General features: G+C 68.6%; 14 protein-coding genes and 1 pseudogene. 12 read left to right on the top strand and 3 right to left on the bottom strand.

What is annotated here, in order from left to right; genetic code table 11:
• Positions 1-339, bottom strand: a pseudogene (locus DMC18_RS15565) (two-component sensor histidine kinase); the annotation flags it as partial.
• A gap of 121 nt (positions 340-460) precedes the next feature.
• Between DMC18_RS15565 and DMC18_RS15570 the strand changes: the two are divergent.
• The 5 genes from DMC18_RS15570 to DMC18_RS15590 all read left to right on the top strand — a co-directional run bounded on the left by DMC18_RS15570 (position 461) and on the right by DMC18_RS15590 (position 3167).
• A complete protein-coding gene (locus DMC18_RS15570; RefSeq protein WP_110119462.1) occupies positions 461-862 on the top strand; it encodes a metallopeptidase family protein in 402 nt (133 codons plus the stop codon).
• Positions 859-1269, top strand: a complete 411-nt coding sequence (locus DMC18_RS15575) for an SWIM zinc finger domain-containing protein (RefSeq protein ID WP_110119463.1) — start codon at positions 859-861, stop codon at positions 1267-1269. The genes DMC18_RS15570 and DMC18_RS15575 overlap by 4 nt, the downstream gene beginning before the upstream one ends.
• 264 nt (positions 1270-1533) lie before the next feature.
• Entirely contained in the window at positions 1534-1725 is a 192-nt protein-coding gene (locus tag DMC18_RS15580; RefSeq protein ID WP_233245224.1) for a hypothetical protein, read from the top strand.
• Positions 1726-1753: 28 nt separating this feature from the next.
• Entirely contained in the window at positions 1754-2647 is an 894-nt protein-coding gene (locus DMC18_RS15585; protein WP_110119465.1) for a LysR substrate-binding domain-containing protein, read from the top strand.
• Between the two features lie 34 nt (positions 2648-2681).
• Positions 2682-3167, top strand: coding sequence for a tetratricopeptide repeat protein (locus DMC18_RS15590; protein ID WP_110119466.1), 486 nt, complete (start codon positions 2682-2684; stop codon positions 3165-3167).
• Here the strand turns inward: DMC18_RS15590 and DMC18_RS15595 are convergent, their stop codons facing one another.
• A complete protein-coding gene (locus tag DMC18_RS15595; RefSeq protein WP_110119467.1) occupies positions 3168-3872 on the bottom strand; it encodes an NAD-dependent deacylase in 705 nt (234 codons plus the stop codon).
• A gap of 157 nt (positions 3873-4029) precedes the next feature.
• Between DMC18_RS15595 and DMC18_RS15600 the strand changes: the two genes are divergently transcribed.
• The 4 genes from DMC18_RS15600 to DMC18_RS15615 all read left to right on the top strand — a co-directional run bounded on the left by DMC18_RS15600 (position 4030) and on the right by DMC18_RS15615 (position 7272).
• Positions 4030-5154 carry a ferritin-like domain-containing protein gene (locus DMC18_RS15600; RefSeq protein ID WP_110119468.1) on the top strand — a complete coding sequence of 375 codons (1125 nt, stop codon included), beginning with the start codon at positions 4030-4032 and terminating at the stop codon, positions 5152-5154.
• A 462-nt stretch (positions 5155-5616) separates the two neighbouring features.
• Positions 5617-6150 (top strand): lipocalin family protein, encoded by a 534-nt coding sequence (locus DMC18_RS15605; RefSeq protein WP_110119469.1) that lies wholly within the window; start codon positions 5617-5619, stop codon positions 6148-6150.
• A 2-nt stretch (positions 6151-6152) separates the two neighbouring features.
• Positions 6153-6704 carry a lipocalin family protein gene (locus tag DMC18_RS15610; protein WP_110119470.1) on the top strand — a complete coding sequence of 184 codons (552 nt, stop codon included), beginning with the start codon at positions 6153-6155 and terminating at the stop codon, positions 6702-6704.
• A gap of 70 nt (positions 6705-6774) precedes the next feature.
• A complete protein-coding gene (locus tag DMC18_RS15615) occupies positions 6775-7272 on the top strand; it encodes an STM3941 family protein (protein WP_110119471.1) in 498 nt (165 codons plus the stop codon).
• Here DMC18_RS15615 and DMC18_RS15620 read toward each other — a convergent pair whose 3' ends face one another.
• Complete coding sequence (locus tag DMC18_RS15620) at positions 7273-7482, bottom strand: hypothetical protein (protein WP_110119472.1); 210 nt, start codon at positions 7480-7482, stop codon at positions 7273-7275.
• Between the two features lie 132 nt (positions 7483-7614).
• Here DMC18_RS15620 and mmcB point away from each other — a divergent pair, with 132 nt between their 5' ends.
• From mmcB to DMC18_RS15635, 3 genes are all read left to right on the top strand, one after another.
• Positions 7615-8049 carry a DNA repair putative endonuclease MmcB gene (mmcB, locus tag DMC18_RS15625; RefSeq protein ID WP_370444012.1) on the top strand — a complete coding sequence of 145 codons (435 nt, stop codon included), beginning with the start codon at positions 7615-7617 and terminating at the stop codon, positions 8047-8049.
• A 237-nt stretch (positions 8050-8286) separates the two neighbouring features.
• The gene (locus DMC18_RS15630; protein WP_110119474.1) at positions 8287-8802 is read left to right on the top strand and encodes a hypothetical protein; all 516 of its coding nucleotides are present in this window, start codon (positions 8287-8289) and stop codon (positions 8800-8802) included.
• 28 nt (positions 8803-8830) lie between these two features.
• A complete protein-coding gene (locus DMC18_RS15635; RefSeq protein ID WP_110119475.1) occupies positions 8831-10855 on the top strand; it encodes a TonB-dependent siderophore receptor in 2025 nt (674 codons plus the stop codon).
• Positions 10856-11141 lie beyond the last annotated feature (286 nt).

Consider the following 11141-nt stretch of genomic DNA (forward strand, 5'->3'; position numbering starts at 1 on the left):
CTTGAGGCGGGCGGCGTGGTCGGGATCGCCGGCGGTCAGGGCCTGGACCACCGCATCGGGAGTCGCCGCGACGTCCAGCACCTGGGCGCAGGCGGCCAGGCTGTCCTCGCCGGAGACCAGGCGGGCGGACCCGTCCTCGACCGCGACCAGGGCGTTGTCGAAGGCCTCGGACGAGGCCTGGGTGGCGAGCGAGCCGCTCTCCAGCTCCTGCAGGCGGCGCAGCATGGCGGCCATGCGGGCGTCGAAGGCGCGCCGCTGGGCCAGGGCCCACAGGGTGGCGCAGATCGCCAGGCAGACCGCGCCGGCCGCCGCGGCCAGGATCAGATCAAGCGATGTCATCCGGCGTGTCGCTAGGCCCCAACAAGGCGGAAAGGTCGAATCAGATTTGGCAGCTTAGACCGCGCGCGGCGAGAGCGCGATCAGCCCTTCCCCACAGGACGAATGACGCTATTTGGAGTCCATGACCTGGACCGACCGCCTCGCCCCCTCGCTGGACGACTTCGCCGCCCTGGCCAAGGCCGCCTTCGACGCCCTGCCCGAGGACTTCCGCCGCCTGACCGGCGACGTCGTCTTCCGCATCGACGACTTCGCCACCGACGACGTGCTGGCCAGTCTCGGCATCGAGGATCCGTTCGAGCTGACCGGCCTCTACCAGGGCGTGGACCTGTCGCGCCGCTCGGTGCTGGACACCCTGCCCAACCCGTCGATGGTGTTCCTCTATCGCCGCCCGATCCTGGACGAATGGACCGAACGCGGCGACGTCACCCTGGGCGAACTGGTCGAGCACGTGCTGGTCCACGAGATCGGCCACCATTTCGGGCTGTCGGACGACGACATCCACCGCATCGAGGACGAGGCATGAGCCTTTTCGATACTGAGACCTGGCGCGAGCGCATGGACGAGCGCTGGTTCGAAAGCGGCGTCGCCATCGCCGAGAAGGGCGACGTCGACCTGGTGGCGATCGAGGACGACGCGGTGACCGCCCACGTCACCGGCAGCGCCGGCGACCTCTATGTGGTCGAGCTGCGCAGCCCCGCCGGCGAAGGCCGCTGCGACTGCCCGGGCTTCGAGAAGTTCGGCGCCTGCAAGCACCAGGCGGCCGTGGTGGTCGCCGCCAACGGCCTGGACGAGCCCGGACTGCAAGCGGTGCGCGACCGCATGGCCCGCCTGCGCGACGGCCTGGCCCTGGACAGCCGCGAGGCGCTGGTCGAGCGCCTGATCGACCTGGCCCGGCGCGATCCGAAGGTGCTGGCCAGCCTGGAGGCCTAACGGCGATAGCTAAAAGCAATCGCCCAAGAGTTCTGAGCAATACCTGAGGATAAAATGGCGATTATCGCCCGGTTTCGCTCAATGATCGGTGCGTAAAAGCACAATATCCCCCGTCACGAGAGTTTGCGATTGAATATCACGGATTCTGCGCAATACTTTCCGCAGATTCGTCGGAGGTTGATGCAACACCGCTGACGACTGGCCGCCCGACGCTCCACGACGTGGACGCGTGGCGGTCAGCCGCGTTGCGAGAGATTGCGTCCCGTGTTCACCCCTCGCGCCAAGGTCGGCAGGCCGGAGAACAAGACCTTCGTGGTCCTGCTGTCGGTCTTGCAACTGACGGCCGTGGTGCTGGTATGGCTGGTCGCCCTGGTTCCCGCGGCGCTGGCGGCCCTGGCCGTCACGCTGTGGAAGGCCAGCCGGCCGGCGCCTCCGGGCAAGTTTCCACCAGCCTGAACCCGCTTTTCGAGTCCCCGTCCCGTCCATGGAACTGCGCCACGTCCGCTATTTCGTCGCCCTTGCGGAGGAGTTGAACTTCACGCGGGCGGCCGCGCGCCTGGGCATCGGCCAGCCGCCGCTGAGCCAGCAGATCCGCGACCTCGAGGCCGAGATCGGCTATCCGCTGTTCCTGCGCCGCCCGCACGGGGCCGAACTGACCGAGGCCGGCCGCGTCTTCCTGGCCGAGGCCCGCCAGATCCTCGAACAGGCCGACCGCGCCTTGCAGGCCGCCCGCCGGGCCGGCGGCGGCCACGTGGGCGCGCTGCGGGTGGGCTTCACCTCGTCGGCCAATTTCCACCCGGCGGTGACCGAGGCCTTCGCCGTCTTCCACTGGAAGTATCCGGACGCCAGCCTGATCGTCGAGGAAAGCCATTCGGCCCGCCTGGCCGAGCGGCTGCGGCGCTCGGAGCTGGACGCGGCCTTCGTGCGGCCGGGCAATGTCGCGGCCGAGGGTCTGGACCTGCTGCCGCTGGGCGAGGAGCCGCTGGTGCTGGCCCTGCCGGCCGGCCATCGCCTGGCGACCCAGGCCCGGGCGCCGGTGGCGGAGCTGCGCGGCGAGCCGTTCGTGATCTTCTCGCAGGGGATCGGGCGCACCTTCCTGGGGCTGATCCGGCAGGCCTGCGCGCAGGAGGGCTTCGAGCCCGTCATCGCTCAGGAGACGCCGCACATCGTGGCGATGATCAACCTGGTCGCCGCCGGCCTGGGCGTGGCCATGATCCCCGGCTCGATCGCCCAGCTGGCCGTGCGCGGAGTGGTCTATCGCCCGCTCGACGGGGCGACGCCGCGCGTGCCCCTGGCGCTGGCCACCCGGGCCGGCGACGCCTCGCCTCTGGTGCGCAACTTCCTGGAACTGATCCCGCAACCGGCGGCGAAGGACTAGGCCGCGCCGCCGCGCCTGTGCCATAGCTTGGGTGATGATCGAGACCGAAGCCCTGTTGCACATCGCCTGCGAAGCCGAGCAGGCCGGCGACTACGCCCGCGCCCGAGAGGGCTACGCCCGCTGCGCCGACCTGGGCGACATCACCGGCCTGACCAACCTGGCCTATATGCACGACACGGGCCTGGGCGCCCCGCCCGACAAGGACGAGGCCATGCGGCTCTATCAGCGGGCCTGGCGGCAGGCCCGCTGCACGGTCGCGGCCAACAACATCGCCATCCTCTATCGCGAGCGCGGCGACCACCGCGCCATGGTCCGCTGGTTTGCGCGCGGGGCGGCGGCGGGCGACGACTCCGCCTGCCTGCAACTGGCCAAGTGCTACCTGCAAGGCATCGGCGTGCGGCGCTCGGTCGAGGCGGCCGTGAGGTGCCTGGCCAAGGTGCTGTCGTCCGACAGCGTCTACGAGGACGACGCCGACGAGGCCGAGGCGCTGATGGAGCAGTTCCGGCCGCGCCTGGCTTAGCTAGGCCAGCACGCTCTCCACCCAGCGCGGCACCACCTCGCCGGCGGGACCATAGAGCCGCTCGTCGAAGGCGCGGGCGTTGTCGGAGGGTTCGAGATTGATCTCGCAGGTGCGGATCCCCATCCGCCGCGCCTCGCCCACGAAGCCGGCGGCCGGATAGACCGAGCCCGAGGTGCCGATGGCGACGAAGAGGTCGGCCTCCTCCAGGGCGTCGAAGATCTCGTTCATGAACAGCGGCGTCTCGCCGAACCAGACCACGTGCGGCCGCGCCATGCCGACCTCGCCGCAGGCTTCGCAGACCGCCGCCGCGTCGAGCGGGCCAGGATCGGGCCGTGTCGCCTCGCAGGCGTGGCAGCGGGTGACGGCCAGTTCGCCGTGCATGTGGACCACGTCGGTCGAACCGGCCTTCTCGTGCAGGTCGTCGACGTTCTGGGTGCACAGGAAGAGCCGCCCGCCCCGCGCCGCCAGCTCGGTCTGAAGCCGCGCCAGGGCGAAGTGCGCCGGGTTGGGCGCCGCCCCGGCCAGGTTCTGGCGACGGGCGTCGTAGAAGGCCCGCACCTTGGCCGGATCGCGGGCGAAGCCCTGCGGCGTGGCCACTTCCGAAAGGTCGTACTGGGTCCACACCCCGCCCTCGTCGCGGAAGGTGCCCAGCCCGCTCTCGGCGGAAACCCCGGCTCCGGTAAGGACAAAGACGTTGAGCCCCATGGCGACGTTTCTCTTTCTGCTTCAAGCGACTGCGACGAAGGTGACGCCGTCGTCATTTTTAATTTGACCGTACCGGAAGTTTGAGTGGACAGTGTTCACTCGACGAGAGACCCGCGCCAGACGGGCCCCCGCCGCGCCCACAGGAGAGGAGCCGACCGTGACGGACAAGAACATCACCAAGGACGCCATGTACGACGCCGTGGCGCCCGACGACTTCGAGTCCATGCTCGAGCTCGACCGGTACAACAACCGCTCGACCGCTTTCGACAAGATCATCTCGGCCACTCACGACCACTTCTGGGACCCGCTCGACAAGGCCTATATCGATTTCGACGAGCCGTTCGACATGGAGAACCAGCCGCTGGTTCCCGAGGAACTCGTCATCGCCCTGTCGACCGACTACGTCTCCAATCACCTGTCGGATCCCAAGCAGCGCACCCGCTTCATCAACCAGTCGGTGCTGCGCAGCTTCTCGTCGATCCTGCACGGCGAGCAGGGCGCGCTGAACCTGTCGGCCAGCCTGTGCCACGTGCTCAAGGACCAGGGCGCGCAGGAATACGCCGCCAACCAGACCCGCGAAGAGGCGCGCCACGTCACCGCCTTCGCCAAGTACATCAAGGCCCGCTGGGGCAAGCCGGTCGAGTGCGGCCCGGCGCTGAAGACCCTGCTGGTCGAGATCATCGCCGCCCCCGAGGTCTACAAGAAGATCATCGGCATGCAGATGCTGGTCGAGGGCCTGGCCATGGGCGCCTTCGCCACCTTCTTCAAGGAAATCCACGATCCGCTCGGCAAGAAGCTGCTGCAGCTGGTGATGACCGACGAGGCCTTCCACCACAAGTTCGGGAAGATCTGGGCCGACCGCACGGTGCCCAAGCTGACGCCCGAGGAGCACGCGATCATCGAGGACTGGGCGGCCCACTGCTTCCAGACCCTGCTGTTCAACCTCGTCTCGCCGCACCAGCAGCTGGATCTCTACCGCGAGTTCGGCCTGGATCCCGACAAGGTGGTCGAGGAGTACGGGAAGATCATGACCGACGACCTGCGTCGGGAGAACATGAAGGAGCAGACCAACATCTTCCGGGTGCTGGTCAAGACCCTGCTCAACGCCGGCATCATCACCGACCGCACCAAGGCCTTCTACGCCATGTACGTCGACCTCGACGAACTGCGGGCCGAGGGCGACCGGATGGTCGGCGACGACATCGCCGAGGAAGGCATCCGCCACCTGCAGGCCATCAACTTCAAGGACCGCGTCGCCCCGGTGACCATCGCGGCGGAGTAATTGGCAATCCCTCTCTCTTCGAGAGAGGGAGGGGTCCGCCGCGCAAGCGGTGGGAGGGTGAGAGGTTTCACCGCCGGCCGGTAAACCTCCGCCCCAGCTCCTTTCCCGTCGTCATCCCGGCCGAAGCGAAGCTTAGAGCCGGGACCCAGGAGCCGCCGCAGTGCGCTGGCGACCTTGGAGGCGGTGAACACGACCGCCGAGCCCGGTCCCCCTGGGTCCCGGATAAGCCCTTCGGGCTTTCCGGGATGACGAAGAGGGGACGAGATCGGACAGTTTGTCACCTCTCACCCTCCCACGCCTTCGGCGTGGGCCCCTCCCTCTCTCAAAGAGAGAGGGTTTTCGCGTAGGGGAACACCCCTGCGCCGCCTTGCGTTTGCTTCCGTTCGAGGGATGAACTTGAGCAGGGCGAAAAGCCCGCCTTCCCTGGTAAGCAGCAAGGTGGGCGAGCAGCAAGGTGTCGGAATGCGAGCAGGCCTGATCACCATCGCGGCGGTCGTCACCGTCCTCACCACCATGGGCCCGGCCCTGGCGCTGGCTGGCGCGCAGCCGCCGTCCAAGCCGGTGGCGGCGGCCTTCTATACGGGCAAGTGGTACGAGATCGCCCGCACCCCCAATTCGGGCCAGCGCAACTGCGAGGCCCCGACCACCGAGTTCACGGCCAGGACCGCCGACAGCTTCTCGGTGCGCCAGGTCTGTCGCCGCGACAGCGCCGGCGGCAAGGCCCGCACCTTCAACACCACCGGCAAGATCGTCGCCGGATCCGAGAACGCCAAGTTCTCGATGAGCTTCCTGGGCGGCATGAAGAAGCAGGAATACTGGGTGCTCGACCGGGCCGACGACGAGTCCTGGGCGATCATGGCCACGCCGGGCGGCAACTTCGTCTGGCTGCTGTCGCGCAAGCCGGTGATGGACGAGGCGGCCAAGGAGGCGGCCCTGGCCCGGGTCAAGGCGCTGGGCTACGCCAAGCTGGTCTTCCCGCAGCAGCCGGAAGCCTGAGCATGCGGCGCGTCTCTCCGGCGGTCGCCGGCGCCGTCCTGCTGGCCCTGGGCGCGGCCTTCGCCTGCGCCGCCCGCCCGACCGGCAATCCCAGCCCGCCGCAGCCGGCCAAGAGCGTCGAACTCAAGCGCTATCTGGGCCTCTGGTACGAAGCCGCCCGCTACGACTTCCGCTTCGAGAAGGGCTGCGACGGCGTCACCGCCGAATACGCCCTGCGCCCCGACGGCCTGGTGGAGGTGCGCAACACCTGCCGCCAGGGCGGGCCGGAGGGCGTGGAGAAGATCTCTCTGGGCAAGGCCAAGCTGGCCGACAAGGTGACCGGCGCGAAGCTGAAGGTGTCGTTCTTCGGCCCGTTCTTCGTCGGCGACTACTGGGTGCTCGACCACGCCGACGACTACAGCTGGTCGATCGTCGGCGAGGGCTCGGGCCGCTATCTCTGGCTCCTGACCCGCGACAAGCCGACCCCGGCCCTGACCCAGGAACTGACCGACCGCGCCAAGGCCCTGGGCTACGACGTCTCGCGCCTGCGGGTAACCAGGCACGCGCCGGGCTAGGGCGGACGCCCCCGGTGGCGCTCGCCCGCCGGTCGTGGCAGGTTCGCTCCCGTCATCGACGGGGGCGTCCATGGAACGGAAAGTCATCGAGAGCGCGCGGTGGAAGCTGGTGCTGGGCCTGGCCGGCAGCCTGGCCTTCGTGGCGCTGGGCGCCTGGCTGATCGACAAGGCCAAGGACGACGAGCGCCTGATGCCCTGGCTGTGCATCCTGTTCTTCGGCTTCTGCGCCGCGGCCTTCCTGGTGCAGCTGCTCAAGCCCCAGCGACTGGTGCTCGACGCCGACGGCTTCCAGGTCGAGGGCGGGCTGAAGCCCGGCAGGAAGGTGGCGTGGGGCGAGGTGGAGGCGTTCTTCGCCTGGAAGCTGCCCAAGGGCGGGACGATGGTCGCCTGGCGCCTGCGCGAAAAGCCGCAACAGCACGCGCCCGTGGGCAATTTCGGTCGCGGCCCGGGCGTCGACGGCGTCCTGCCCAGGACCCTGACGCTCGGGACCAAGGCCCTGCTCGCCGAGATGGAGGCCTGGCGCACGCGTGGGCCCGCGACCGCGCCCACGCCGGTGCTGGTGGACTAGCTAGCCGACGCGCTCGGCCTGACGGGCTTCGAGCAGTTCAGCGATGCGCTCGACCGCGATACGGGTTCGGCGCGCCTCCTCGAGCGCTTCGTCCTGCGTGGCGATCGCCTTCCTCTGCACGGGGCTGCCCTTGCGAAGAATGATGGCGAAGACGATCCAGACGCCGACCAGCAGCAGGATCGGCAGAAGGTTCAGGAAGATCGAAAGCATGACGTACTCCACGCGCCGCCCCCTCGCGGCGCGGCCATGGTGACGCTTGCGGCCACGCTTGCAACTCGAACGAAAAGGGAACACTCTGGCTCCATGGACGTCGTCGTCGACATCGCCCTCTCGCGCTCGGACATGTCCCGGCCGGAGACCACCCTGGCCGTCACCCGCGGGGCCGCGCGGCTGCTGGTCGACCTGGGCTACGCGCCCCTGGCCGAGGTGACCCTGCCCAACGGCCGGCGGGCCGACCTGATGGCGCTGGGGCCCAAGGGCGACATCGTCATCGTCGAGGTGAAGTCCGGACTGGAAGACTATCGCGTCGACCGCAAGTGGGGCGAGTACGCGCCCTATTGCGACGCCTTCCACTTCGCCGTCGCCCCGCATTTTCCCGACGGGATCCTGCCCGAGGAGCCGGGCCTGATCGTCGCCGACGGCTTCGGCGGGGCCGTGGTGCGGGCCGCCCCGGTCACGCCCCTGGCGCCGGCACGGCGCAAGGCCCTGACCCTGGCCTTCGCCCGCCTGGCCGCCCTGCGCGCCGCCGGAGTCGCCGCCGAGCGCCTGTCGATCTGAAAATAAACCATCCCTGCGACATTCTGTCCGAACACAACTCAAGATGACGCAAAAGCAGGTGGGGGACCCCACCTGCCCTATAGGGAAATGCCGATCTAAAGTTGTTCATTGGTCGACTACCGGACATTCCTGGTTAGTCGGATAACGTCGTGATTTAGGCGACGTTACCTCTTCTTTACGTCCGGCGCGCGATCACCCCGCTCATAAGCCCAACAAAGGGCAGGGGATTTCAACAGAATGTCGAAGACGAAACCCGCAGCGGCGCTGGCCGCGGCGCTCCTCACCATCGCGCCTCTGAGCGCTCACGCCGACGCCGCCAAGGACCTCCAGATCGCTGGCCGCGCGCTGACCTTCCTCGAGAACGGCCCCACCGGCAAGCAAGTGCTGGGCGTGGTGTTCGATCCGTCCAAGCCGGCCTCGGTCGCCGAGAAGAACGCCGTCATGGCCGCCATCGGCGGCGGCATGAACGCCGGCGCCCTGACCCTGACGGCCAAGCCGGTCGAAGCCGGCGCCGTCTCGGGCGTCAGCGGCGTGGCCGCTCTCTACGTCACCACCGGCGTCAATGTCGGCGCGGCCGCCAAGGCCAAGAAGATCATCACCATCGGCTCGGACGCCTCCTGCGCCGCCAGCGGCGCGTGCGTGATGAGCGTGTCGGCCGACCCCAAGGTCGAGATCATCGTCAACCGTTCGGCCGCCGCGGCCGTCGGCGCGGTCTTCAAGTCCGCCTTCCGCATGATGATCCGCGAAGTCTGATCCCGGCCAGCTGAAGAGACATAATCCCATGAAAAAGACTCTCCTGGCCGGCGTTTCCGCGGGCCTCCTCGTCGCCGCCGCCTCGGCCGCTCACGCGCAATCCATCGACTACGGCTCGCTCGAGCAGCTGTTCAACGAACCGGTCACCACCAGCGCCACCGGCGCCCCGCAGCGCTCGACCGAAGCGCCGGTGGACATGACCATCATCTCGGCCGCCGACATCCAGCGCTCGGGCGCCACCGACCTGCCGACCATCCTGTCGCGCGTGGCCGGCCTCGACGTCGAGAGCCGCGGCGCCGGCGCCTCGGACGTCAGCGTCCGCGGCTACAACCAGGCCATGTCGCCGCGCCTGCTGGTGCTGATCAACGGCCGCCAGGTCTATCTCGACCACTACGGCTACACCGCCTGGGCCACCCTGCCCGTGCAGCTGTCGGAAATCCGCCAGATCGAAGTCGTGAAGGGCCCCAACAGCGCCCTGTTCGGCTTCAACGCCGTCGGCGGCGTGGTCAACATCATCACGGTCAACCCGAAGTTCGACGACACCGGCGACATCACCCTGCGCACCGGCTCGGCCCGCTACGGCGAAGTCTCGGCCGCCAAGTCGTTCAAGGTCGGCGAGCGCTTCAGCGCCCGCGTCTCGGCCGGCGCGGCCAAGTCGGACGAGTACGAAAACACCGTCGGCGTGGCCAAGAGCCAGCTGAACGACCCGTCGCGCGTCACCGCCAACATCGACACCGTCACCCAGCTGACCGACAAGGTCGAGCTGCGCGTCGAGGGTTCGTACTCGAACGTCCAGGTCAGCGACATGCTGTCCAACTACGCCTACTCGCCCAGCAAGTACCTGACGAGCTCGGTGAAGGGCGCCCTGACCGCCGAGACCAAGCTCGGCCAGCTGCAGCTGTCGGCCTATCAGAATGACCTGACCGCCAAGCACCTGATCCTCGGCCAGAACGCCCGCTTCGAGAACCAGATCCGCGTCGTTTCGGTGCAGGACCTGTTCAAGATCGGCGCGAAGCACACCCTGCGCGTCGGCGCCGAGTACCGCCACAACGAGGTCAACACCGCCCCGATCGGCGGCGCGCAGGTCAGCTATGACGTGCTGTCGGCCTCGGCGATGTGGAACTGGGCGATCACCGACAAGCTCGCCTTCACCGCCGCCGGCCGCTACGACAGCCTGGACCTGTCGCGCGAAGGGACGTTCCCGGCCGGCTCGCCGCCGCTGGGCAACGGCTACTGGGACCGCAAGATCGAAGAGCCGAGCTACAACCTCGGCCTGGTCTGGCGCGCCACCGACGTCGACACCTTCAAGGCCACCGCCGCCCGCGGCGTGCAGGTTCCGACCCTGGTCGACCTGGGCGCCCTGCAGGCCCGCGTCACCGTAGGTCCGTACACGATCGGTCTCGCCGGCAACCCGACCCTCGAGCCGGCGATCATCACCAACTACCAGCTGACCTACGAGCGCGCCCTGCCCGCTCTGAAGGCCGAAGTCAGCGCCAAGGCCTTCGTGCAGAAGACCGAGGACGTGAAGGGCCAGCCGACCTCGGCCCAGATCGACGTGGCGGCGACCCTGGTCAGCCTGCCGGTGCTCAGCTACCGCAACATCGGCGACAGCAAGATGACCGGCTTCGAGCTGGCCGCCTCGGGTCAGCTGACGGGCGGCTTCCGCTGGAACGCCGACTGGACCCACACCGAGGTCGACGACGAGCCGACCGCCGGCTTCTCGCCGCTGATCCGCACGGCCGCCTACGCCGAGACCACCCCGGAAAACAGCGGCAACGTCTCGCTGGGCTGGACCGGCGGCGCCTGGACCGTCGACGGCTACGCCCACTTCGTCGGCGAGCACCGCGCCTACGCGCTCTACAGCGCCGCGGCCGCGCCGAACCTGGTGGACATCGACGCCTACGCCGCCCTCGGCGGCCGGGTGGCCCGCACGTTCGACCACGGCGTGACCGTGGCGCTCAGCGGCCAGAACCTCGGCGACAACCGCCAGCGCCAGAGCGCCGGCCTGGAAGTCGAGCGCCGCGTGTACCTGAGCGTCAGCAAGACCTGGTAAGCGTTTCGGATCTCCCGAAAACCGGAAGGGGCGGCCTGAAAGGGCCGCCCTTTTTGTATCCCTCTCCCTGAAGGGAGAGGTGTCGGCGAAGCCGACGGAGAGGGAAGCGGCTGCAGGGTCAGCGACCACCTCGAAATCGGAAGGACCTTCCCCCTCCGGCCCTCCGGGCCACCTCCCCCTTCAGGGGGAGGGTCTTGGGATCACCACTCGTCCTTTTTCTTCTTCCCCCGGGCGAACAGGCCCGGATACGGACCCTGGCCCGTGCGGTAGAGGCACCACTCGTCGT

The sequence above is a fragment of the Caulobacter sp. D5 genome, from assembly GCF_003185805.1.
In the GTDB taxonomy this organism is placed as follows: Bacteria; Pseudomonadota; Alphaproteobacteria; order Caulobacterales; family Caulobacteraceae; genus Caulobacter.

Bases quoted from the DNA above. Each gene is read 5' to 3' on its own strand.
- DMC18_RS15570 (WP_110119462.1), top strand. From the start codon at position 461: ATGACCTGGACCGACCGCCTCGCCCCCTCGCTGGACGACTTCGCCGCC.
- DMC18_RS15575 (WP_110119463.1), top strand. From the start codon at position 859: ATGAGCCTTTTCGATACTGAGACCTGGCGCGAGCGCATGGACGAGCGC.
- DMC18_RS15585 (WP_110119465.1), top strand. From the start codon at position 1,754: ATGGAACTGCGCCACGTCCGCTATTTCGTCGCCCTTGCGGAGGAGTTG.
- DMC18_RS15590 (WP_110119466.1), top strand. From the start codon at position 2,682: ATGATCGAGACCGAAGCCCTGTTGCACATCGCCTGCGAAGCCGAGCAG.
- DMC18_RS15595 (WP_110119467.1), bottom strand. From the start codon at position 3,872: ATGGGGCTCAACGTCTTTGTCCTTACCGGAGCCGGGGTTTCCGCCGAG.
- DMC18_RS15605 (WP_110119469.1), top strand. From the start codon at position 5,617: ATGCGAGCAGGCCTGATCACCATCGCGGCGGTCGTCACCGTCCTCACC.
- DMC18_RS15610 (WP_110119470.1), top strand. From the start codon at position 6,153: ATGCGGCGCGTCTCTCCGGCGGTCGCCGGCGCCGTCCTGCTGGCCCTG.
- DMC18_RS15615 (WP_110119471.1), top strand. From the start codon at position 6,775: ATGGAACGGAAAGTCATCGAGAGCGCGCGGTGGAAGCTGGTGCTGGGC.
- DMC18_RS15620 (WP_110119472.1), bottom strand. From the start codon at position 7,482: ATGCTTTCGATCTTCCTGAACCTTCTGCCGATCCTGCTGCTGGTCGGC.
- mmcB (WP_370444012.1), top strand. From the start codon at position 7,615: ATGTCCCGGCCGGAGACCACCCTGGCCGTCACCCGCGGGGCCGCGCGG.
- DMC18_RS15630 (WP_110119474.1), top strand. From the start codon at position 8,287: ATGTCGAAGACGAAACCCGCAGCGGCGCTGGCCGCGGCGCTCCTCACC.
- DMC18_RS15635 (WP_110119475.1), top strand. From the start codon at position 8,831: ATGAAAAAGACTCTCCTGGCCGGCGTTTCCGCGGGCCTCCTCGTCGCC.